Source organism: Agrobacterium sp. NPDC090283, assembly GCF_044769685.1.
Taxonomy (GTDB): Bacteria; Pseudomonadota; Alphaproteobacteria; order Rhizobiales; family Rhizobiaceae; genus Agrobacterium.
The window spans coordinates 40,433-61,491 of the sequence record NZ_JBIVYG010000012.1 but is presented as its reverse complement, the minus strand read 5'-3'; the positions used below and the strand labels follow the sequence as shown (position 1 = coordinate 61,491).

Here is a 21,059-nt window from a genome sequence, read left to right as displayed (position 1 = left end):
TCCGCGTCCACATCGCCGCCATCGACCGCCGATGTTTCACGTGAATCATTTTCCTATGCAGAATTCCGAGAAAATCACGCCAAGCAAATCTTCCACATCAACACGGCCGGTGATCCGTCCAAGCGATGTCGCGGCGAGCCTTAAATATTCCGACCTTATAGCAAGGTCCAGGGCCCCGGAATCGAGCGCATCACTAACATAGTTCAGCGTCTCTTCAAGTCGTTTTTTATGACGGGCACGGGCAGGAACCAAAGTCTGGCCGGCACCGACCCGTTTTTCTATCTCCCGCTTCAGCACCGAACGCAATTGGTTCAAGCCTATCCCTTCCTTGGCTGAGATAGACAGATCAAATCCATCCTCCGAAGCGAGAGAATGAAGTGCTGTTTTTGTCCTGACCCGCAAATGGCGCTGGTTTTCGAATGATCCGAGAGATTGTTTCGGAAACGAATCCTTATCTTGCAATAGCAGGATAAGATCCGCCGTCTCTGCCGTGAGAACCGCGCGCCGTACGCCTTCCAGTTCCACGACATCCTGTGTTTCCCGAATTCCCGCCGTATCAAATATTCGGACCAGATATCCGTCCAAATTGATATCGACGCTCAAAACATCTCTCGTCGTGCCGGCTATATCGGTAACGATCGCCACGTCGCGACCACTTAGGGCATTCAGAAGAGTGGATTTGCCGGCGTTCGGTTCACCGACAAGCGCAACCTTGAACCCATCACGAATGATCTCACCACTGCTGCCCTGCAGATGAGCGCGGATTTCATCCCTCAATTGCGTCATTGCATCCCAAACCTGGGCCGCTACGGAATCGGGGACATCTTCCTCGTCGGCAAAGTCCAGTTCGGCTTCGATGAGAGCGCGAGCCCGTGTCAGGCGACTGGCCCAGCCATCATAGAGTGCCGACAATTTGCCCGTGCTTTGTTCCACCGCCAGCCGCCGCTGCATTTCCGTTTCGGCCTGCAACAGATCGGCGAGACCCTCGACCTCCAGCAGGTCCATCTTGCCATTTTCGAAGGCCCTACGGGAAAATTCGCCAGCGTCAGCGGGCCTCACTCCTTCGAGATTTTCAAGTTCGATAAAAATCGAAGCCACGACCGCGCGACTGCCATGGCTATGAATTTCAACGCAATGCTCGCCGGTGAAGGAATTCGGAGCTGGAAAGACCATCACCAGCGCTTGGTCGATAATCTCATCATTTCGATTCCGAATCGAGCAGAGCGTGGCCTTTCGTGGTGACGGAAGCTCCCGGCCCGTCAGCATCTGCAGGGCATCAAAAGCTTTGGGGCCACTGATCCTGAGAACAGCCACCCCCGCCGGCAAGGCACCGCTGGAAAGCGCATAGATCGTATCGGCGGAAGCTCGCATCACTACCTCGGTCTAAAACAGTCAAGCCGCATCCGAATAAACGGATACGGCTTTAAAGCTCTCAAGATGAATCCGGCTAAAGTTCGGATCAGGTATTCATCGATTCGAAGAAATCTGAATTGTTCTTGGTCTGCTTCAGCTTGTCGATCAGGAACTCGATGGCATCCATCGTCCCCATCGGTGCCAGAATACGGCGAAGAACGAAAATCTTCTGCAGATCCTGACGCGGCACCAGCAGATCTTCCTTACGCGTACCGGATTTAAGAATATCCAGCGCCGGGAAGATGCGCTTGTCGGCCACCTTGCGGTCGAGCACGATTTCCGAGTTACCTGTACCCTTGAACTCTTCAAAGATGACTTCATCCATGCGGCTGCCGGTATCGATAAGCGCCGTGGCGATGATCGTCAGCGAACCGCCTTCTTCGATATTACGCGCCGCGCCGAAGAAACGCTTCGGGCGTTGCAGGGCGTTGGCATCCACACCACCGGTCAGAACCTTGCCGGAGGAGGGAACGACCGTGTTATAGGCGCGGCCAAGGCGCGTGATGGAATCGAGCAGAATGACAACGTCGCGGCCATGTTCAACCAGGCGCTTCGCCTTTTCGATGACCATTTCAGCGACCTGCACGTGACGAACGGCCGGTTCGTCGAAGGTGGAGGATACGACCTCACCCTTCACGGAACGCTGCATGTCGGTCACTTCTTCCGGACGCTCGTCGATCAGAAGAACGATCAGGTAACATTCCGGATGGTTTGCCGTGATGGAATGGGCGATGTTCTGCAGCAGAACCGTCTTACCGGTGCGCGGCGGCGCCACGATCAGTCCGCGCTGGCCTTTGCCGAGCGGCGCGACGAGATCGATGACGCGCGACGACAGATCCTTGGACGTCGGAACATCCAGTTCCATCTTGAAGCGCTCATTCGGGTAAAGCGGCGTCAGATTGTCGAAGTGAACCTTGTGACGGATCTTTTCCGGATCGTCGAAATTGATCGTATTGACCTTGAGAAGCGCGAAGTAACGTTCGCCTTCCTTGGGGCCGCGGATCGGGCCTTCAACGGTATCGCCGGTCTTCAACGAGAAGCGGCGGATCTGCGAGGGCGAGATATAAATATCGTCCGGACCGGGCAGATAGTTTGCATTTGCGGATCGCAGGAACCCGAAACCGTCCTGCAGGACTTCAACGACGCCTTCGCCGATGATTTCAATGTCCTGGCTCGCGAGAACCTTGAGGATTGCGAACATGAGCTCCTGCTTGCGCATTGTGCTCGCATTTTCAACTTCCAGGGATTCGGCAAAAGTCAGCAAGTCGGTAGGCGATTTGCTCTTAAGTTCCTGAAGCTTCATTTCAGCCATGAAGAGAAGACCGTTTGATAATGTAATGTCGGGGGAGGGCGTGTTCGCGAATCAGATGCTGTGGGAGATACCGCAGATGACTGAATAATTCACATGCCACGAAGATGAGTGGTCCGAAAATAGCGATTGAACACGGCCGCTGCAAGAGGAAAGCACGAATTCCGCGAAATTTATCGTCGCACCGTCTTAACCGAAGGGTTTCACAACCACAAGTATGACGATGAGGATCATCAACAGCGTCGGAACCTCGTTCATCAACCGCCAGTGACGGGCTGGCCGCGTATTTTCATCCCGCGCGAACCGTTTTGCACTGCGCGTGAAATAAACATGGGTCGCGGTCAGAAGCACCACCAGCGCGATCTTGGCGTGCAGCCAGCCACCGGAAAAACCATAGACCGACCAGGCGAGATAAAGTCCCAATATCCAGGATATCATCATCGCCGGGTTCATGATCACCTTGATCAGCCGCTGCTCCATCACCTTAAAAGTTTCGGATTGCTGCGAACCGGCGGGTGCATCGGTGTGATAGATGAAGAGCCTCGGCAGGTAAAAAATCGCTGCCATCCAGGAAATGACGGCGATGATATGCAGCGCCTTGATCCAGAGATAGAGATCGGCCGGATCGGCATAAAATAACAGGGCGACGAAAGCAGCAAAAACACCGAGTGCGATGCCGGCGCGCAAAGCGGCCCGGTTTCCGGAACGGGCGGAGGTCTGTTTTTCGTCGCTCATGCTCCCGCTCCGCCGGCACGCACCCGCTCCACAAGCCGGGTGACGTTTTCCGGGTCGGCCTGCGGGGTGATGCCATGGCCAAGATTGAAGATCAGGGGACCCTCTCCCAGAGCCTGCAGCACGGCATCTATACCATCCTGCAGCGCCTTGCCGCCGGCCACCATCAGCATGGGGTCGAGATTGCCCTGCACGGGTCCTTCTTTCTGCAAGTCCCTGGCAAAGCTCAGGGGCACCGACCAGTCGAGCCCGATGGCGTCTGCGCCCGTCTTGCGGCGATAATCCTTGAGAAGATAACCGGCCCCCTTGGCGAAGGCGATGATCTTTGCCGAAGGCCGGCGGGCGCGCACCGATGCGATAATGCGGGCAACGGGTTTTATCGCATAATTCTCAAATTCCTTCTCACCGAGCACGCCGGCCCAGGAATCGAAGATTTGAACCGCGTCGGCTCCGGCGTCGATCTGCGCCACCAGATAATCGGCGGAAACATCCGCCAGAAAAGCGAGCAGCTTTTCCATGGCGGCCGGCTCCTGATAACCGAACAGCCGCGCCGGGGCCTGATCCGGCGTTCCGTGTCCCGCAATCATATAGGTCGCAACCGTCCAGGGCGCGCCGCAAAAACCGAGAAGCGTCGTTTCATCGGGCAAAGAGGTGCGCAGACGGGAAACGGTTTCAAAAACGGGAGAAAGATGCGCCATGACATTTGCGGCATCCAGCGTCTCGATACCGCTGACATCGATCGGGTCCATGGCCGGACCCTTTCCTTCGCTGAAAGACACGTTGCGGTGAAGCGCGTCGGGTATCACCAGAATATCGGAAAAGAGAATGGCGGCATCGAGCCCGAACCGACGAATGGGTTGGAGAGTGACTTCCGTCGCCAGTTCGGGATTATAACAGAGATCGAGGAAACTACCGGCGCTCTTGCGCGTTTCCCTGTACTCGGGAAGGTAACGACCGGCCTGCCGCATCAGCCATATGGGCGGCGGTGTGACCGTCCGCCCGTTCAACACCGTCATAACCTTGCGTTCGCTCATGGCACCCAGCTTCTAAAAAATAAAATCAAAGAGATTTAAAAGATTTTCTATTTCTTAGAGTCTGTGGGTAGCAAGGATTAAAATCATTCCAGTCGAAATGCCGCAGCCACAAAGTTTGGAACTCGCCTGCGGATATCATTGGCGGACTTGTTCCGGAATAATCTGGAAAACCAAAATTTTATCAATGATTTCATTTATTTATGTAATAACCGGAAAACGGTATACCTGTGGATAGTCCGGGGAAAATTTTGGACGGTTTTCCATTCTTCCAACAATTCACAGTCGCGCCAGGGACGATTGAAGCCACTTGCGGATTGTGGAAAAACACCACCTTATTCACGTCGCGGTTTGGCCCGCAGGACAATTCGGGAATTTGTCCCGGTTTATCAACAGCGGGAGAAAAACAGCGTGGAGAACAAAAAAAGCTTCTTCCATCTGCACCTGATTTCGGACTCAACGGGAGAGACTCTGATGTCAGCCGGCCGCGCGGTCTCGGCCCAGTTTCACGCTTCCATGCCGGTGGAACATGTCTATCCGATGATCCGCAACCAGAAGCAGCTCGCGCAGGTCGTTGATCTCATCGACAAGGAACCGGGCATCGTTCTCTATACAATCGTCGATCAGCAGCTCGCGGAGTTTCTGGACCTGCGGTGCCATGCGATTGGCGTACCCTGCGTCAATGTCCTGGAACCGATCATCGGCATCTTCCAGACCTATCTCGGAGCGCCTTCCAGACGGCGGGTAGGTGCGCAGCATGCGCTGAATGCGGATTATTTTGCCCGGATCGAGGCGCTCAATTTCGCCATGGATCATGATGACGGGCAAATGCCGGAAACCTATGACGAGGCGGATATCGTCATCATCGGTATCAGCCGCACCTCAAAAACGCCCACCAGCATCTATCTCGCCAATAGGGGAATAAAGACGGCCAATATACCGGTCGTTCCCAATGTGCCTCTGCCCGACAGCCTCTATGCCGCCACCCGGCCGCTGATCGTCGGTCTCGTCGCAACATCGGATCGCATATCCCAGGTGCGCGAAAACCGGGAACTGGGCGCAACGGGCGGATTTGACAGTGGCCGCTACACGGATCGCGCCACCATCATGGAAGAGCTGAAATATGCACGTGCGCTCTGCGCCCGTAATAATTGGCCGCTGATCGATGTCACGCGCCGCTCCATCGAGGAAACGGCTGCAGCCATCCTTGCCCTCCGCCCAAGGACACGATAATCCGAATCGCATCATTCGGAGCAGACAGTCGATGAAACAGGAACTGATCCTCGCCTCGTCCAGCGCATCCCGCCAGATGTTGATGCGCAATGCGGGGCTGACATTTTCGGCCATCCCGGCGGATATTGACGAGCGCGCGCTCGACGAGAAGCTGGAGAAAGACGGAGCCAGCCCGGAAGAGGTGGCACTGGAACTCGCCAAGGCCAAGGCTCTCGCCGTCGGCGCGCTTTACCCGGATGCGCTGGTTCTCGGCTGCGACCAGACCATGGCGCTTGGCGCCCGCGTCTATCACAAGCCGAAAACCATGGCGGAGGCGCAAGAGCATTTGCTGTCCTTGTCCGGCGAGATCCATCGCCTGAACAGCGCTGCCGTTCTCGTCCGACATGGCGAGGTGGTGTGGCAGATCGTTTCCAGCGCCGAGCTAAGCGTTCGGGCCTTGAGTGCCGAATTTGTCTCCCGTCACCTGCAACGGGTGGGAGAAAAGGCCTTGAGCAGTGTCGGTGCGTACCAGCTCGAAGGGGAAGGAATCCAGCTATTCACCTCGATCGAGGGCGATTATTTCACGATTCTCGGCCTACCGCTTCTACCGCTTTTATCGAAACTGCGCGACATGGATGTCATCGATGGCTGATTCACGTGAAACATTAACCATAAATGCCTTCGTTGTCGGCTACCCGATCAAGCATTCGCGATCGCCTATTATCCATTCCTACTGGTTGAAGAAATTCGGCATTGCCGGTTCCTACAAGGCCGTGGAAGTTGCCCCGGATGATTTTGCGAATTTCATCGCAACGCTGAAGCAGGGCAAACCGGGCACGGCCATCGGCGGCAATGTCACCATTCCCCATAAGGAAGCGGCTTATCGGCTGGCAGACAGGCCCGATGCCCTGGCGGAAGAACTCGGTGCCGCCAACACTGTGTGGATGGAGGAGGGCGAACTCCACGCCACCAATACGGATGGTTATGGTTTCGTCTCCAATCTCGATGAGCGGCATCCGGGCTGGGACAGGACCGACAGGGCAGTGGTTCTGGGCGCCGGCGGTGCAAGCCGGGCGATCATTCAGTCGCTGCGTGATCGCGGTATTGCCGAAATCCATGTCCTCAATCGTACGGTTGAACGGGCGCGCGAACTGGCCGACCGTTTTGGACCGCGGGTCTTTTCCCATCCCCAGGCAGCGCTTCATGAGGTCATGCAGGGTGCCGGGCTTTTCGTGAATACGACATCGCTCGGCATGGATGGAACGGAAGCGCCGCATCTTGATTTTTCGCCGTTGGCCGCTCAGGCCGTCGTGACGGATATCGTTTATGTGCCGTTGAAAACCCCGATCCTGAAAATGGCGGAAGAGCAGGGCGTCGCAACCGTCGACGGGCTCGGCATGCTGCTTCATCAGGCAAAACCCGGTTTCAAGCGATGGTTCGGCAAAACGCCTGATGTCGATGAGGCCCTGCGTTCTCTCATCATCGAGGATATGGAGAAACATTGATGATCGTCATCGGTCTCACCGGCTCGATTGGAATGGGAAAAACGACGACGGCGAAGTTGTTCGCGGGAGAAGGGGTTCCGGTTCTCGATTCGGACGAGGTCGTGCACGGGCTTTACCGGGCGGAAGCCGTTCCGCTGGTCGAAGCAGCCTTTCCGGGTACGACCGTTTCCGGGGCAGTGGACAGGCAGAAACTCGGTGAGGTCTTGCGGGAGAATCCGGCTAATTTCAGCAGACTGGAGGAGATCGTGCATCCGCTGGTGCGTGGAAGGCAGGAGGCTTTTCTGGCGCAGGCGAGGAAGGACGGTCTGCAATTCGCCCTCCTCGATATTCCGCTGCTGTTCGAAACCGGGGCGGAAAGCCGCGTCGATAAAGTCGTGGTGGTCAGTTGTGCACCGGAGATTCAGCGAGAGCGGGTTCTCTCCCGTCCCGGCATGACGGAAGAGAAATTCGAAATGATCCTGGCCCGGCAGATGCCCGATGCAGAAAAGCGCCGGCGTGCGGATTTTATCGTCGATTCCGGAAATGGTGTCGAAGCGGCACGGGATCAGGTAAGAGAGATTTTGCAGAAACTGGCCGCTGAGTCGCGCCGCGGAGAGATGAATGCGTGAGATCATTTTCGATACGGAAACCACGGGCCTGGAATCGAAGCTGGACCGCGTGATTGAAATTGGTGGTATCGAACTGATCAACCACTTTCCTACCGGTCGCACGCTGCATCTCTACATCAGCCCGGAAGACCGCAAGGTTCATCCTGATGCGCTTGCCGTTCACGGCATTACCGACGAGTTTCTGAAAGACAAACCCAAATTCGCCGAGGTCGTCGACCAGATTCGTGACTTCTTCGATGGCGCGCGCTGGGTGGCGCATAATGCCACATTCGACATGGGCTTCATCAACGCGGAATTCGCCCGTCTCGGTATTGAGCCCGTTGCCGCCGATCTTGTGACGGATACGCTTTCGCTCGCTCGCCGCAAGCACCCCATGGGACCGAACTCGCTGGACGCGCTCTGCCGACGTTACGGCATTGACAATTCCCACCGTACCAAGCACGGCGCGCTTCTCGACTCCGAGCTGCTTGCCGAGGTTTATATTGAAATGATCGGCGGGCGCCAGACGGCGCTCGGTTTCGGTTCGGCGGCCAAGCAGGAAACCATCATCGTCGAGGAAGACGTGCCGCTTGAGCCGCTGCAAAGGCCGCGGGCTTTGCCCTCGAGGCTGGATGCGGAAACGGTCGCGGCCCATGGCAAACTCGTTCTCGGCATGGGCGACAAGGCGATCTGGAACCGTTACCAGAATTGATGCCGGTCCAGGCACCTGAAATGATAAGCGCTGTCAAAGAAAAACCCGGGCATGAACCCGGGTTTTGTTTTGTCTGAATTCTGCAGCGTAGAGCCGCGTCATTTAGTTCGGTACGGCCTGAACCTTGGCCTTGGCCTGTTCCTCGGCAACGCGCTGGGCGAACATCTGCGCGAAATCGATCGGATCGATCATCAGCGGCGGGAAGCCGCCATTGCGGGTAACGTCCGCAATGATCTGGCGCGCGAAGGGGAACAGCAGGCGCGGGCATTCGATGAACAGCACCGGCAGCATATGCTCCTGCGGGAAGCCGGCAATGCGGAACACGCCGCCATAAACCAGCTCGGCCGCGAACAGCACCTTGTCGCCATCCTTGGCTTCCGCGTTCAGCGTCAGGACAACATCGAAATCCGAACCGGAGATCGGGTTTGCGTTGACGTTGACATTGATGTTGATCGAAGGCGCATTGTCACGGGCCTGAAGCGAGCGAGGAGCACCCGGATTTTCGAAGGAAAGATCCTTGATGTACTGGGCAAGAATATTGAGGGAAGGACTTACTGCGCCCTGTGCACCATTTTCAGCGGTCATTACGTTTCCTCACGGCGTGAATTCGTGGAAGGCGGTCTATCATTTCGACCGGGGCCTTACAACCCTTCGTGATCGGCTCATCGTCACCCATTCCGCCCGGGGTCAGGGTTTGGGCAGGTCGCGATCGTCAGGTTTATGCGACCATGGGGAGCCCTTCGGCTCCTCGCGGTGAAACTCCTCTTCGTCCAAGTCTACCACCTTCGAATTGCCCGCTTGTCCCGGGCCGTTGCGAAAGCCGGAAAAGTCACCGGGCTTAGGACCGGATTGCTGGTTGGATTGCCGAAACGAACCCGCCACGACGACACGCGGTCCGAAGGCTTTCCAGATAAACCGCCGCACGGCCGGCGACAGAAGCAGAAGGCCGAGAATGTCGGTAATGAAGCCCGGGATGAAAAGCAGGATTCCGGCAACGACACGCATGGCGCCATTCACCAGCTCATCCGCCGGCTGCGCACCGCTGCGGCCCGCATCCTGAAGGTTTCTTACCATGCCGATGCCGCCCAGCCGCAGGATGAGCAACCCCAGAAACGAGGTGAACAGGACAAGCGCCAATGTCAGCCACAAGCCGATCGCCTTGCCGACGATGATGAAACCGGCAATTTCGAGGATGGGCATCATCAGGATGACGATGGGGAGAAAGGAAAAACGCATCTTCTAGCCTTGCGTGTGCATCTCTGGCAGATTGCCGGTTCCCGGGACACCGATGATTGAATCTGCACATTTGAATGATGATAAGATGCAGACTATATGAGGGTGTGGTTTTCGAATTTAAATGGCGGTTTTGGTAAAAGATGGGCTTCAGCGACTTTATCACATTGTTTTTTCTCGTTGCAGCGGTGCTGATCTTCTTTCAGCTGCGCAGTGTCCTCGGCCGTCGCACAGGCAATGAAAAGCCGCCATTCGACCCCTATAGCCCGCGCGACGTGGCAAAAGGCCCCGTCACGGAGGATAACAAGGTCGTGACCCTGCCGCGGCGCAATGAGGCCGACGACGAAAATCGTTTCGCCGAGGCGGATGCGCTTGCGCCCGTCGATACGCCGCTCAACGCTTCGCTGCGTGAGGTGATGACCAGGGATCCGTCCTTCGGGCCGAAGGAATTCCTGAACGGTGCGCGTATGGCCTATGAAATGATCGTCATGGGTTTTGCCGATGGCGACCGCAAGACGCTCAAGAACCTTCTGTCGAAGGAGGTCTTCGATGGTTTCGAAGCGGCGATTTCCGAGCGGGAAGGTCGCGGCGAGGTGGTGAAGTCCACCTTTGTGGGCATCGAGAAGGCAGATATTACCCAGGCCGGTGTGCGCGATTCCGAAGTGCAGATCACGCTGAGGATCGTCAGCCAGCTGATTTCGGCCACCTATGACAAGGATGGCAAGCTGGTGGATGGCGATCCGGATGCGGTTGCGGAGGTGGACGACATCTGGACCTTCTCGCGCGATATTCGCTCGCGCGATCCGAACTGGAAGCTGATCGCTACCGAATCCGAGCAATGACCGCGCCCTTTTCGATCGAAGAAGTTTCTTTCAGCGACCTGCCCGGATGGCGGCAAGACGATCCGGGCAAGCTTTTTCCGGCGATGGCGACGATCCTGTCGCATCTTCGGAGCGCAAAACCTTACAGGACCGGCGCGCTCGGGGTCACGGCGGCGGAACTGGTCTCGCTTCTGGAAGTCGCTGAGAAGAGCGATGCAAACAGTCCTGAAATGGCGCGCCGGTTTTTTGAAACCAATTGCGTGCCTTTCAGGATTTCTCCATCTGAGGGAAAAAGCGGTTTCGTGACCGCCTTTTACGAACCCGAACTGGAAGTATCGTCTAAGCCCGACGACACCTGGCGTTATCCTATTTACCGCCGGCCGCCGGAACTGGTCGATGTCGACGATGCCAATCGGCCCGCCGGCTTCGATACGTCCTATGCTTTCGGCAGGGCGGATGAAAACGGTATTTCCTATTTTCCCGACCGCCGGGAGATCGATGAAGGGTTTCTGGAGGGCAGGGGCCTTGAGATTGCCTGGGCAAGATCGAAGGTCGACCTGTTTTTCGTTCATGTCCAGGGTGCGGCGCGCCTGGTGTTTCCAGACGGTGCGGTAAAGCGCATCACCTATGCGGCCAAGGCCGGACATGCTTTTTCGCCGATTGGCCGTCTGCTGCTCGATCGTGGCGAACTCGATCCGAAAACCGTGTCGATGCAGACGATCCGCAAATGGCTTGCCGAACACCCGGACGAGGTGGATGGGGTGCTATGGCATAACCGCTCCTACATTTTTTTCCGGGAGGCGGATGTCGCCGATCAGGATATGGGACCGATTGCCGCCGCCAAGGTGCCGCTTGTCGCCGGGCGAGCGCTTGCCGTGGACCGGCTCATTCATACGTTCGGGCTTCCCTTCTTCATCCATTCACCGTCGCTCACCCATCTGGACGACGGAAAACCTTTTGCCCGGCTGATGTTGGCGCTCGATACGGGGTCGGCGATCGTCGGCCCGGCGCGTGGTGATATTTTCACCGGCTCGGGTTTCGAAGCGGGAGAGCTTGCCGGTACGGTGCGCAATGAGGCCGAGTTTTATATATTGATACCGCGGGTTGCTGCGCAGAGGTATCGGTGATGAAGGGCAGTCGCAAGCTCGGTAAGGAAGAACGCATTCTGTGGGGAAAGGTCGCAAAAACCACGCGTCCGATCTCCGGCAGGCTGGAAGACTTGCTGGCTTTCGATGGCATGGAGGAACCTCTGGCGGAATCCAAGGTTCTGCAGGAAGGCAAAAGCACATTTCCGCGCATGCTTGTGGAGCCGGCCGAACCAACGCCGCCAGCGCCGGACAAAAAGCCGAAAATTCATCAGCCGATGGAAAAACCGGTCAAGCGCAAGCTCACCCGTGGCCGGCTGCCGCTGGAAGGGCGGATCGATCTGCACGGCATGTTCCAGAGCGAAGCCCATGCGGTGCTGCTTGATTTTCTGTTGCGTGCGCATGAACGCGGTTTGCGGCATGTACTCGTCATAACGGGCAAGGGGCGTTCCATCGGCAGCGACGGCGCCTTGAAAAGGGCGGTGCCCATGTGGTTCTCCAAACCGGAATATCGTCACCTGATCTCGTCCTATGAGGATGCCTCGGCCAATCACGGCGGCGACGGCGCGCTTTATGTGCGGCTTTCGCGGCGGCGGAGTGAAAAATCATGACGCCCTTTGCGGAGGCCGTGCGGCAACTGCGGGAACGCAAGGGCGTGACGCAGAGGGAAATGGCCGCCGCCATCGGCGTTTCGCCCGCCTATCTCTCGGCGCTGGAACATGGCAAGCGCGGCAAGCCGAGCTTCGATCTGCTTCAGCGCATCGCCGGATATTTCAACATCATCTGGGACGAGGCGGAGGAATTGTTCTTTCTGGCCGGCTCATCGGACCCGAAAGTGGTGATCGACACCATCGGCCTGCCGCCGCAATATACCGCTTTCGCCAACCGGCTGGCACGGGATATTCGCAAGCTGCCGCCGAGTGTGGTAGAGGAACTGTCAGCCGTGCTGCAAAAAAGCCGTTCTTGCGATTGAAACCCCTCTATCCCCTGCTTTATGCAGCATCCTGAAGCATGCGGCCTTTGGGATTGGGTGTAGAATTTCTATAGTCGCATGTCGGATTTGAGTGATTCGCTGGCTTCAGGCCCTCTCACTGGAAACCTGGCCCGAGAAAACTTTGGAAAGAATATTTATGACCGAAACATCGTCAAGCGAAGTCGGCGCGAACGCGGAATATGGAGCCGATTCGATCAAGGTCCTCAAGGGCCTTGATGCCGTGCGCAAACGGCCCGGCATGTATATCGGCGATACCGATGACGGTTCCGGCCTGCACCACATGGTCTATGAGGTCGTCGACAACGCCATCGACGAGGCGCTTGCCGGTCATGCCGATCTGGTGACGGTGACGCTGAACGCCGACGGATCGGTGACGGTGACGGATAACGGGCGCGGCATTCCGACCGACATCCATTCTTCCGAAGGCGTTTCCGCCGCCGAAGTCATCATGACCCAGTTGCATGCGGGCGGCAAATTCGACCAGAACTCCTATAAGGTGTCGGGCGGCCTGCATGGCGTGGGTGTCTCGGTGGTTAATGCGCTTTCCGTCTGGCTGAAGCTCAGGATCCGCCGTAACGGCAAGCTGCACGAAATCGGCTTCACCCATGGTGTCGCCGATGCGCCGCTTTCCGTCATTGGCGAATATGAAGGCCGCTCGGGAACGGAAGTGACCTTCCTGGCGAGCCCGCAGACCTTCACCATGACGGACTATGATTATGGAACGCTGGAGCATCGCCTGCGCGAACTCGCATTCCTGAATTCCGGCGTTCGCATCCTGCTCACCGACAAGCGCCATTCTGATATCAAGCAGGAAGAGCTGCTGTATGATGGCGGCCTCGAAGCTTTCGTCCGTTATCTCGACCGCGCCAAGAAGCCGCTGGTCGACAAGCCTGTCGCCATCAAGGGTGAAAAGGATGGCATTACGGTTGAGGTCGCGCTCTGGTGGAACGACAGCTACCACGAGAACGTGCTTTGTTTTACCAACAACATTCCACAGCGCGATGGCGGCACCCATATGGCCGGTTTCCGCGCGGCGCTGACCCGTCAGGTAACTTCCTATGCCGAAACCTCGGGCATCCTGAAAAAGGAAAAGGTGAGCCTGCAGGGTGAGGACTGCCGTGAAGGTTTGACGGCCATTCTTTCCGTCAAGGTTCCCGACCCCAAGTTTTCCTCGCAGACGAAAGACAAGCTCGTTTCGTCCGAAGTGCGTCCCGTCGTGGAAAGCCTTGTCAACGAAGCGCTTTCCACCTGGCTGGAAGAACATCCTTCCGACGCAAGAATCCTCGTCGGCAAGGTGGTCGAAGCGGCAGTGGCCCGCGAAGCTGCCCGCAAGGCACGCGAGTTGACGCGCCGCAAGGGCGCTCTCGATATCGCCTCTCTGCCCGGCAAGCTTGCCGATTGCTCAGAGCGCGATCCGGCGAAATCCGAACTCTTCCTCGTCGAGGGTGACTCCGCCGGTGGTTCGGCCAAGCAGGGCCGCTCGCGCGAAACTCAGGCCATCCTGCCGCTGCGCGGCAAGATCCTCAATGTCGAACGCGCCCGCTTCGACAAGATGTTGTCCAGCCAGGAAATCGGCACGCTGATCACGGCGCTCGGCACCTCCATCGGCAAGGACGAGTTCAACGCCGACAAGCTGCGTTACCACAAGATCATCATCATGACGGATGCTGACGTCGACGGCGCCCACATCCGTACCCTGCTCCTGACCTTCTTCTTCCGCCAGATGCCGGAGCTGATCGAGCGCGGCCATCTCTATATCGCCCAGCCGCCGCTTTATAAGGTCACGCGTGGCAAATCCGTGCAGTACCTCAAGGATGAAAAGGCGCTGGAAGAGTACCTGATTTCCATGGGTATCGAGGAAGCGTCGCTGACGCTCGGTTCCGGAGAAGTGCGCATCGGCGCCGATCTTCGCGAAGTCATTCTCGATGCGGTGCGCATGCGCTCGCTGATCGATGGGCTGCATTCGCGTTACAGCCGCTCTATCGTGGAACAGGCCGCCATTGCCGGTGCGCTGAACCCCGAGCTTTCGGCCGACGCCGCCCGCGCCGAGGAAACCGTTGCCGAAGTGGCGCGGCGTCTTGATATGATCGCGGAAGAAACCGAGCGCGGCTGGTCCGGCACGGTGCTGCAGGATGGCGGCTTGCGCTTCGAGCGCATGGTGCGGGGCGTCAAGGAAGTCTCGACGCTGGATATGGGCCTGCTCGGTTCGGCTGACGCCCGCCATATCGATCAGCTCGCAGCCCGCACGCGCGATATCTATGCCACTTCGCCGGTCCTGCAACGTAAGGATGGCACCATGGAGCTTGCCGGTCCGCGCGCGCTTCTGGATGCGATTTTCGCCGCGGGCCGCAAGGGTCTTTCCATGCAGCGCTATAAGGGCCTCGGCGAAATGAATGCGGAGCAGCTTTGGGAAACCACGCTCGACGCCAACGTTCGCTCCCTGCTTCAGGTGAGAGTGAGCGACGCGACGGATGCCGACGGCCTGTTCGCCCGCCTGATGGGCGATGAAGTGGAGCCGCGCCGCGACTTCATCCAGGAAAATGCGCTGAGCGTTGCCAACCTCGATATTTAATCTCGTGGAGCGTTTCGCGAAACGATTCACGTGAAACGAAAATTTAACAAAAGGCCCGGCGGTTCATTTCCGCCGGGCCTTTTGTCATTCGGAGAATATCAATCAACCTTGCCGGTGAAGCGTCCTTCGAAGGCCACATCCGCCAGGGGCAGTCGTTTACTCGGCACTTCCCGCTCCGCCAGATCATCAGGGAGAACGGATTTGTCGGTCAGTGTGCCGATGGCAACCCCGGCCTCCACCTTGTAACCTTCCGGCACGTTCAGTTTCTCAACAATCTTGTCCTTCAATATACCGGCCATGCCGTGGGCGTGGTAACCAAGCAGGTGGGCCTGCATGGCAAGCGAAAACCAGGCAGCACCTGCATCGAAGGAATGGGTCGCCGAAGGTTTTTTCTCGCCTTCGCGCGAGATGTTGTAGTCGCGGGAAATGACGAAGAGCAGCACGGAGGCGTTTTTTGCCCAGCGCTGGTTTCCTTCCATCAGCAGTTCCACGAAGAGCGGCCAGTCTTCGCTTTCCTTATGCGCATAGACAAACCGCCATGGCTGATAGTTGGAGGCGGAGGGCGCCCAGTGCGCCGCATCCAGAATGGTCATCAGATGCTCTGCCGGCATGGGGCTGCCATCAAAGGCACGCGGAGACCAGCGGTTGAGGAAAAGGGGATCGACGGGATATTCGGATTGCCTGTTATTGCTGTTCGTCACGGGCCGTGTCCTTTTGATTGCCGGGAAGGAAAAGGTATTTTTCGAAACTTGGCGCAGTCAAGGGGTGACAAGTATGAATGCATCGTTCATATATGCATCACCTTGTCTGACAACCGGGAGAGAGTTCCATGAAATTGATGCGTGTTGGCCAGCCCGGCCAGGAAAAACCAGCAATCCTCGACGCGGAAGGAAAAGTCCGCGATCTGTCCGCCCACGTGAAAGATATCGGCGGCGACGCGATTTCTCCGGAGGGTCTCAAGAAGATCGCCGCAATCGACCTCGCCACCCTGCCGGTCCTGAGCGATGAGCGCATCGGCGCCTGCGTTGCGGGTACCGGAAAATTCATCTGCATCGGCCTCAACTTCTCCGACCATGCCGCCGAAACGGGTGCCACCGTACCGCCGGAACCGGTCATTTTCATGAAGGCGACCTCGGCCATCGTCGGTCCGAACGATAACGTCACCATTCCGCGCGGCTCTGAGAAGACCGACTGGGAAGTCGAGCTCGGCGTCGTCATCGGCAAGACTGCCAAATACGTCTCTGAAGCAGATGCTCTCGACTACGTCGCCGGTTATTGCGTTTCGCATGATGTGTCCGAGCGCGCCTTCCAGACGGAGCGTGCCGGCCAGTGGACCAAGGGCAAGTCCTGCGACACCTTCGGCCCCATCGGCCCCTGGCTGGTGACGAAGGAAGAAATCGCCGATCCGCAGAACCTCGGCATGTGGCTGAAGGTCAATGGCCAGACCATGCAGGACGGTTCCAGCAAGACCATGGTGTACGGCGTCGCCCATGTGGTTTCCTATCTCAGCCAGTTCATGTCGCTGCACCCCGGCGATGTCATTTCCACCGGCACACCTCCGGGCGTCGGCATGGGTTTGAAGCCGCCGCGTTACCTGAAGGCTGGCGATGTGGTGGAACTCGGCATCGAGGGTCTCGGTTCCCAGAAGCAGACTTTTGTCGCCGACATCTGATCGCCACGGCGTTCAACGGAAAGTGAGGCGCTGGCGGGAAACCGCTGGCGCCTTCGATTTTGTGCACCTGCGAAAAGCTGCTATGGTCAAAAAAAGAGCGTGATCGCGAGGGAGGCGTCATCAGTGTTCTACCACCTCTATGAAATGAACCACGCGGCCATGGCGCCGCTGCGCGCCGGTGCCGACATGATGCGCCAGGCCTGCAATAATCCGCTCAACCCGCTTTCCAGCACGGCGTTCGGGAGAAGCCTCGATGCCGGCTTCGAGGTTTTCGAGCGTCTGACGCGCCGTTATGTCAAACCGGAATTCGGCCTTGGCACGACGATTGTCGATGGCCAGACCGTCGCCGTTGCCGAAGAGATCGTCTGGTCGCGCCCGTTCTGCAATCTCGTTCATTTCCAAAAACAGCTTGATCCTGCCCGCCAACCAGATCCGAAAGTGCTGCTCGTGGCGCCGATGTCCGGCCACTATGCCACCTTGCTGCGCGGCACCGTGGAGGCGTTGCTGCCTTCGGCGGATATTTACATCACCGATTGGGCCGATGCCCGCATGGTGCCGGTGAGCGAGGGCACTTTCGATCTCGATGATTATATCAGCTATGTCATCGAGATGCTGCGCGCGATCGGGCCGCGGACGCATGTGGTCGCCGTCTGTCAACCATCGGTGCCGGTATTGGCCGCCGTCTCGCTGATGGAGGCGGATGGCGACACGTTTGCGCCGGCATCCATGACGCTGATGGGCGGACCGATCGATACGCGCATCAACCCCACCGCCGTCAACGGTCTTGCCAAGGCGAAACCCATTGAATGGTTCCGCGACAATGTCGTCATGCAGGTTCCATGGCCGCAGCCTGCGTTTGGCCGCAATGTCTATCCCGGCTTCCTGCAGCTGTCCGGTTTCATGTCCATGAACCTCGACAAGCACATGACGGCGCACAAGGATTTTTATCTGAACCTTGTCAAGAATGACGGCGACTCCGCTGAAAAACACCGCGAATTTTACGATGAATATCTGGCTGTGATGGACCTGACGGCGGAATTCTATCTGCAGACGGTAGAAACCGTGTTCATCGACCATGCGCTTCCGAAGGGGAAGATGCTGCATAGGGGCAGGGCGGTTGATCCCGCCGCCATCCGCAATGTCGCATTGTTCACCGTCGAAGGGGAGAATGATGATATTTCCGGCGTCGGCCAGACAAAGGCGGCCCATGATCTCTGCCGGAACATCCCTGAAGACAAGCGCGCTCACTATATGCAACCGGATGTGGGGCACTATGGCGTCTTCAATGGTTCGCGCTTCCGCAGGGAAATCGTGCCGCGCATGCTGGACTTCATCCGCAAGCATCAGGCTGCTTAGGGTTAGGCGGCGGGCGAGGTCATGCATTTGCGTGGCCAAGCAACCGACGAATCGGCTATGAAGGGCTCATGTTTTCGCTCCTGAGAAAATCCCTGAAGTCGCCGGCGCCCAAGAAGGCCGCGCCGAGCCAGCGCACCGTTGCGGTGGCGGGCCGGCAGATACCGATCAGCGTGAGGGAAAACCCGCGGGCCACGCGCATCACCTTGCGCATTGAGCCGGGCGGACGGGCGCTGAAGCTGACGATCCCGCTGGGACTGCATCACCGTCAGGTGGATGATTTTCTCGAAAGGCATCAGGGCTGGCTGGAAGGCAAGCTTCTGAAGTTCAGCCCTGATGACGGTCTGCGTCCCGGTGCGACCATCGATATTAGAGGCATCTCCCATCGCATCGAACATACGGGCAGCCTGCGGGGCCTGACCCACATCGCGAAAGATGCTGATGGAGGGGTCGTCCTGAAAGTCAGCGGCGCGCCCGAGCATTTGAGACGACGGATCGCGACCTTCCTGAAAAAGGAAGCAAAGGCCGATCTGGAACGGCTGGTTGTCATTCACGCCCGCGCTGCCGGCCGGCCGGTGCGGTCCATCAGCATGAAGGATACACGCAGCCGGTGGGGTTCCTGTTCCCACGATGGAAATTTGAGTTTTTCCTGGCGTATCGTCATGGCCCCGGAAAGGGTCATCGACTATCTCGCCGCCCATGAGGTCGCGCATCTGAGCGAAATGAACCACGGCCCGAAATTCTGGGCGCTGTGCGAAAAGCTCTGCCCGCACACAAATGAAGCCAAGGACTGGCTGAAACGTCACGGCTCCAAACTTCACGCCATCGATTTCGATTGAAACAGGCGGCGTGCATCGCCATCTGGATTCACGTGAAACATTCCATCAATAAGGGATGCGATTTGGCTCGACTCTTGTCGCATTTCATGTCAGGTCGCGGGTATGAAACCGGATATCAAGATTTGCGGATTGAAGACACCGGAAGCGCTGGAGCGCGCCGTCCGGCGTGGCGCGTCCCATGTCGGTTTTATCTTCTTTGAGAAAAGCCCGCGCAACATCGAGCCCGATATTGCCGGCAGGCTGGCGGAAGCCGCCCGCGGTGCTGCCAAGGTAGTCGCCGTCACCGTCGATGCCGATAATGATTATCTCGATGAAATTGTCGATCTCGTAAAGCCGGATATCCTGCAACTGCATGGCAGCGAAAGCCCGGAGCGGCTGCTGAACATCAAGGCGCTTTACGGCCTGCCTGTGATGAAGGCGATTTCCATCCGCGATGCCGCTGATCTTGCCAAAATCGAGCCTTATATCGGCATAGCCGACCGTTTCCTGCTCGATGCCAAGGCGCCTGCCGGTTCGGACCTGCCGGGCGGCAACGGCGTCTCGTTCGACTGGACGATCCTGCGCTCACTTGACGAAAGTGTGGATTACATGCTTTCCGGAGGGCTGAACAAGGATAATGTCGCCGAGGCCTTGGCGGAAACCAGAGCAAGCGGGCTGGATTTGTCGTCCGGTGTGGAAAGCGCGCCGGGCGTCAAGGATTTGTCCAAGATCGATGCTTTTTTCGATGTGGTGAATGATTGGTCGAAAGGCCCAAAGGGAGCTTGAAGTGAACGACGCGCCAACACCCAATTCTTTTCGTGCTGGTCCCGATGAGGACGGCCGTTTCGGCATTTACGGAGGCCGCTTCGTTGCCGAAACGCTGATGCCGCTTATCCTGGATTTGCAGGCGGAATGGGACAAGGCCAAGAGCGATCCCGAGTTTCAGGCCGAACTGAAATATCTCGGCGCGCACTACACCGGCCGCCCGAGCCCGCTTTATTTCGCGGAGCGTCTCACGGCGGAACTCGGCGGCGCGAAGATTTATTTCAAGCGCGAAGAGTTGAACCATACCGGCTCGCACAAGATCAACAATTGTCTCGGCCAGATCCTGCTTGCCAAGCGCATGGGCAAGACCCGCATCATTGCCGAAACCGGTGCCGGCCAGCATGGCGTCGCCTCGGCAACGGTTGCTGCACGCTTCGGCCTGCCTTGTGTCGTTTACATGGGCGCCACTGACGTCGCCCGTCAGGCCCCGAACGTATTCCGCATGAAGCTTCTGGGCGCCGAGGTAAAGCCGGTCACGGCCGGCCATGGCACGCTCAAGGACGCGATGAACGAGGCGCTGCGCGACTGGGTCACCAATGTCGAGGATACCTATTACCTGATCGGTACCGCAGCCGGCCCGCATCCCTATCCGGAAATGGTCCGCGATTTCCAGGCGGTCATCGGCGAGGAAGCCAAGGCGCAGATGCTGGAGGCGGAAGGTCGCCTGCCGGATCTGGTCGTTGCCGCTGTTGGCGGTGGCTCCAACGCCATCGGCATCTTCCATCCTTTCCTCGACGACAAGAATGTCCGCATCGTTGGCGTCGAAGCCGGCGGCAAGGGTCTTTCGGGAGACGAGCATTGCGCCTCGATCACCGCCGGTTCGCCGGGCGTGCTGCATGGCAACCGCACCTATCTGCTGCAGGATGAGGACGGCCAGATCAAGGAAGGCCATTCGATCTCCGCAGGCCTCGATTATCCCGGCATCGGGCCTGAACATTCCTGGCTGAACGATATCGGCCGCGTGGAATATGTGCCGATCATGGACCATGAGGCGCTGGACGCCTTCCAGATGCTGACCCGCCTCGAAGGCATCATTCCGGCGCTGGAACCGAGCCACGCCTTGGCCGAGGTCATCAAGCGTGCACCGAAGATGGGCAAGGATGAAATCATCCTGATGAACCTTTCCGGTCGCGGCGACAAGGATGTCCACACCGTCAGCAAGTTCCTTGGAATGGATGTATAAGA

General features: G+C 57.9%; 22 protein-coding genes. 15 read left to right on the top strand and 7 right to left on the bottom strand.

Going from position 1 to position 21,059, the window contains the following annotated elements:
* Positions 1 to 45: 45 nt before the first annotated feature.
* The 4 genes from mnmE to hemE all read right to left on the bottom strand — a co-directional run bounded on the left by mnmE (position 46) and on the right by hemE (position 4,488).
* Positions 46 to 1,371, bottom strand: a complete 1,326-nt coding sequence (mnmE, locus tag ACIQUH_RS17650; protein WP_400817346.1) for a tRNA uridine-5-carboxymethylaminomethyl(34) synthesis GTPase MnmE — start codon at positions 1,369 to 1,371, stop codon at positions 46 to 48.
* Between the two features lie 88 nt (positions 1,372 to 1,459).
* On the bottom strand, positions 1,460 to 2,725 hold the full coding sequence (gene rho / locus ACIQUH_RS17645) for a transcription termination factor Rho (RefSeq protein ID WP_004444236.1): 1,266 nt from the start codon (positions 2,723 to 2,725) through the stop codon (positions 1,460 to 1,462).
* A gap of 186 nt (positions 2,726 to 2,911) precedes the next feature.
* Entirely contained in the window at positions 2,912 to 3,457 is a 546-nt protein-coding gene (hemJ, locus tag ACIQUH_RS17640) for a protoporphyrinogen oxidase HemJ (RefSeq protein WP_400817343.1), read from the bottom strand.
* Entirely contained in the window at positions 3,454 to 4,488 is a 1,035-nt protein-coding gene (gene hemE / locus ACIQUH_RS17635) for a uroporphyrinogen decarboxylase (protein WP_400817341.1), read from the bottom strand. Before hemE ends, hemJ begins: the two co-directional genes overlap by 4 nt.
* A gap of 408 nt (positions 4,489 to 4,896) precedes the next feature.
* Here hemE and ACIQUH_RS17630 point away from each other — a divergent pair, with 408 nt between their 5' ends.
* From ACIQUH_RS17630 to dnaQ, 5 genes are read left to right on the top strand one after another with little or no spacing between them, the layout of a single operon-like run.
* Entirely contained in the window at positions 4,897 to 5,718 is an 822-nt protein-coding gene (locus ACIQUH_RS17630) for a pyruvate, water dikinase regulatory protein (protein WP_400817339.1), read from the top strand.
* A gap of 31 nt (positions 5,719 to 5,749) precedes the next feature.
* Complete coding sequence (locus ACIQUH_RS17625) at positions 5,750 to 6,349, top strand: Maf-like protein (protein WP_400817337.1); 600 nt, start codon at positions 5,750 to 5,752, stop codon at positions 6,347 to 6,349.
* Complete coding sequence (locus ACIQUH_RS17620) at positions 6,342 to 7,202, top strand: shikimate dehydrogenase (RefSeq protein WP_400817335.1); 861 nt, start codon at positions 6,342 to 6,344, stop codon at positions 7,200 to 7,202. The genes ACIQUH_RS17625 and ACIQUH_RS17620 overlap by 8 nt, the downstream gene beginning before the upstream one ends.
* On the top strand, positions 7,202 to 7,810 hold the full coding sequence (gene coaE, locus ACIQUH_RS17615; RefSeq protein ID WP_400817333.1) for a dephospho-CoA kinase: 609 nt from the start codon (positions 7,202 to 7,204) through the stop codon (positions 7,808 to 7,810). The genes ACIQUH_RS17620 and coaE overlap by 1 nt, the downstream gene beginning before the upstream one ends.
* A complete protein-coding gene (gene dnaQ / locus ACIQUH_RS17610) occupies positions 7,803 to 8,501 on the top strand; it encodes a DNA polymerase III subunit epsilon (protein ID WP_400817331.1) in 699 nt (232 codons plus the stop codon). The genes coaE and dnaQ overlap by 8 nt, the downstream gene beginning before the upstream one ends.
* Positions 8,502 to 8,603: 102 nt before the next feature.
* Here the strand turns inward: dnaQ and secB are convergent, their stop codons facing one another.
* Together secB and ACIQUH_RS17600 are read right to left on the bottom strand one after the other, a co-directional pair.
* A complete protein-coding gene (gene secB, locus ACIQUH_RS17605) occupies positions 8,604 to 9,086 on the bottom strand; it encodes a protein-export chaperone SecB (RefSeq protein ID WP_003521154.1) in 483 nt (160 codons plus the stop codon).
* A gap of 102 nt (positions 9,087 to 9,188) precedes the next feature.
* Positions 9,189 to 9,737: an FxsA family protein gene (locus tag ACIQUH_RS17600; protein ID WP_400817329.1), complete on the bottom strand. Its 549-nt coding sequence runs from the start codon at positions 9,735 to 9,737 to the stop codon at positions 9,189 to 9,191.
* A gap of 140 nt (positions 9,738 to 9,877) precedes the next feature.
* On the opposite strand from ACIQUH_RS17600, the gene ACIQUH_RS17595 reads away from it, so the two are divergent.
* The 5 genes from ACIQUH_RS17595 (at position 9,878) to gyrB (ending at position 15,206) form a co-directional block, all read left to right on the top strand.
* Positions 9,878 to 10,576 (top strand): Tim44/TimA family putative adaptor protein, encoded by a 699-nt coding sequence (locus ACIQUH_RS17595; RefSeq protein WP_400817327.1) that lies wholly within the window; start codon positions 9,878 to 9,880, stop codon positions 10,574 to 10,576.
* Positions 10,573 to 11,682 (top strand): murein transglycosylase A, encoded by a 1,110-nt coding sequence (locus tag ACIQUH_RS17590; protein WP_400817325.1) that lies wholly within the window; start codon positions 10,573 to 10,575, stop codon positions 11,680 to 11,682. Before ACIQUH_RS17595 ends, ACIQUH_RS17590 begins: the two co-directional genes overlap by 4 nt.
* Positions 11,682 to 12,251 carry a Smr/MutS family protein gene (locus ACIQUH_RS17585; protein ID WP_400817513.1) on the top strand — a complete coding sequence of 190 codons (570 nt, stop codon included), beginning with the start codon at positions 11,682 to 11,684 and terminating at the stop codon, positions 12,249 to 12,251. Before ACIQUH_RS17590 ends, ACIQUH_RS17585 begins: the two co-directional genes overlap by 1 nt.
* Positions 12,248 to 12,613: a helix-turn-helix domain-containing protein gene (locus ACIQUH_RS17580; RefSeq protein ID WP_400817323.1), complete on the top strand. Its 366-nt coding sequence runs from the start codon at positions 12,248 to 12,250 to the stop codon at positions 12,611 to 12,613. The genes ACIQUH_RS17585 and ACIQUH_RS17580 overlap by 4 nt, the downstream gene beginning before the upstream one ends.
* A gap of 157 nt (positions 12,614 to 12,770) precedes the next feature.
* Entirely contained in the window at positions 12,771 to 15,206 is a 2,436-nt protein-coding gene (gyrB, locus tag ACIQUH_RS17575; RefSeq protein ID WP_400817321.1) for a DNA topoisomerase (ATP-hydrolyzing) subunit B, read from the top strand.
* Positions 15,207 to 15,304: 98 nt separating this feature from the next.
* Here the strand turns inward: gyrB and ACIQUH_RS17570 are convergent, their stop codons facing one another.
* A complete protein-coding gene (locus tag ACIQUH_RS17570; RefSeq protein WP_400817319.1) occupies positions 15,305 to 15,907 on the bottom strand; it encodes a nitroreductase family protein in 603 nt (200 codons plus the stop codon).
* A 128-nt stretch (positions 15,908 to 16,035) separates the two neighbouring features.
* On the opposite strand from ACIQUH_RS17570, the gene ACIQUH_RS17565 reads away from it, so the two are divergent.
* From ACIQUH_RS17565 to trpB, 5 genes are all read left to right on the top strand, one after another.
* Positions 16,036 to 16,878, top strand: coding sequence for a fumarylacetoacetate hydrolase family protein (locus ACIQUH_RS17565; protein ID WP_400817317.1), 843 nt, complete (start codon positions 16,036 to 16,038; stop codon positions 16,876 to 16,878).
* A 123-nt stretch (positions 16,879 to 17,001) separates the two neighbouring features.
* Complete coding sequence (locus tag ACIQUH_RS17560; protein ID WP_400817315.1) at positions 17,002 to 18,234, top strand: polyhydroxyalkanoate depolymerase; 1,233 nt, start codon at positions 17,002 to 17,004, stop codon at positions 18,232 to 18,234.
* A 68-nt stretch (positions 18,235 to 18,302) separates the two neighbouring features.
* The gene (locus ACIQUH_RS17555) at positions 18,303 to 19,070 is read left to right on the top strand and encodes a M48 family metallopeptidase (protein WP_400817313.1); all 768 of its coding nucleotides are present in this window, start codon (positions 18,303 to 18,305) and stop codon (positions 19,068 to 19,070) included.
* 102 nt (positions 19,071 to 19,172) lie between these two features.
* A complete protein-coding gene (locus tag ACIQUH_RS17550) occupies positions 19,173 to 19,835 on the top strand; it encodes a phosphoribosylanthranilate isomerase (protein ID WP_400817311.1) in 663 nt (220 codons plus the stop codon).
* A gap of 1 nt (position 19,836) precedes the next feature.
* A complete protein-coding gene (trpB, locus tag ACIQUH_RS17545) occupies positions 19,837 to 21,057 on the top strand; it encodes a tryptophan synthase subunit beta (RefSeq protein ID WP_269708418.1) in 1,221 nt (406 codons plus the stop codon).
* Positions 21,058 to 21,059: the final 2 nt, after the last annotated feature.

What these genes read in the sequence shown, in the direction of transcription:
- mnmE (WP_400817346.1), bottom strand. Translation starts at nt 1,371, where the DNA reads ATGCGAGCTTCCGCCGATACGATCTATGCGCTTTCCAGCGGTGCCTTG.
- rho (WP_004444236.1), bottom strand. Translation starts at nt 2,725, where the DNA reads ATGGCTGAAATGAAGCTTCAGGAACTTAAGAGCAAATCGCCTACCGAC.
- hemJ (WP_400817343.1), bottom strand. Translation starts at nt 3,457, where the DNA reads ATGAGCGACGAAAAACAGACCTCCGCCCGTTCCGGAAACCGGGCCGCT.
- hemE (WP_400817341.1), bottom strand. Translation starts at nt 4,488, where the DNA reads ATGAGCGAACGCAAGGTTATGACGGTGTTGAACGGGCGGACGGTCACA.
- ACIQUH_RS17625 (WP_400817337.1), top strand. Translation starts at nt 5,750, where the DNA reads ATGAAACAGGAACTGATCCTCGCCTCGTCCAGCGCATCCCGCCAGATG.
- ACIQUH_RS17620 (WP_400817335.1), top strand. Translation starts at nt 6,342, where the DNA reads ATGGCTGATTCACGTGAAACATTAACCATAAATGCCTTCGTTGTCGGC.
- coaE (WP_400817333.1), top strand. Translation starts at nt 7,202, where the DNA reads ATGATCGTCATCGGTCTCACCGGCTCGATTGGAATGGGAAAAACGACG.
- dnaQ (WP_400817331.1), top strand. Translation starts at nt 7,803, where the DNA reads ATGCGTGAGATCATTTTCGATACGGAAACCACGGGCCTGGAATCGAAG.
- secB (WP_003521154.1), bottom strand. Translation starts at nt 9,086, where the DNA reads ATGACCGCTGAAAATGGTGCACAGGGCGCAGTAAGTCCTTCCCTCAAT.
- ACIQUH_RS17600 (WP_400817329.1), bottom strand. Translation starts at nt 9,737, where the DNA reads ATGCGTTTTTCCTTTCTCCCCATCGTCATCCTGATGATGCCCATCCTC.
- ACIQUH_RS17595 (WP_400817327.1), top strand. Translation starts at nt 9,878, where the DNA reads ATGGGCTTCAGCGACTTTATCACATTGTTTTTTCTCGTTGCAGCGGTG.
- ACIQUH_RS17590 (WP_400817325.1), top strand. Translation starts at nt 10,573, where the DNA reads ATGACCGCGCCCTTTTCGATCGAAGAAGTTTCTTTCAGCGACCTGCCC.
- ACIQUH_RS17585 (WP_400817513.1), top strand. Translation starts at nt 11,682, where the DNA reads ATGAAGGGCAGTCGCAAGCTCGGTAAGGAAGAACGCATTCTGTGGGGA.
- ACIQUH_RS17580 (WP_400817323.1), top strand. Translation starts at nt 12,248, where the DNA reads ATGACGCCCTTTGCGGAGGCCGTGCGGCAACTGCGGGAACGCAAGGGC.
- gyrB (WP_400817321.1), top strand. Translation starts at nt 12,771, where the DNA reads ATGACCGAAACATCGTCAAGCGAAGTCGGCGCGAACGCGGAATATGGA.
- ACIQUH_RS17565 (WP_400817317.1), top strand. Translation starts at nt 16,036, where the DNA reads ATGAAATTGATGCGTGTTGGCCAGCCCGGCCAGGAAAAACCAGCAATC.
- ACIQUH_RS17555 (WP_400817313.1), top strand. Translation starts at nt 18,303, where the DNA reads ATGTTTTCGCTCCTGAGAAAATCCCTGAAGTCGCCGGCGCCCAAGAAG.
- ACIQUH_RS17550 (WP_400817311.1), top strand. Translation starts at nt 19,173, where the DNA reads ATGAAACCGGATATCAAGATTTGCGGATTGAAGACACCGGAAGCGCTG.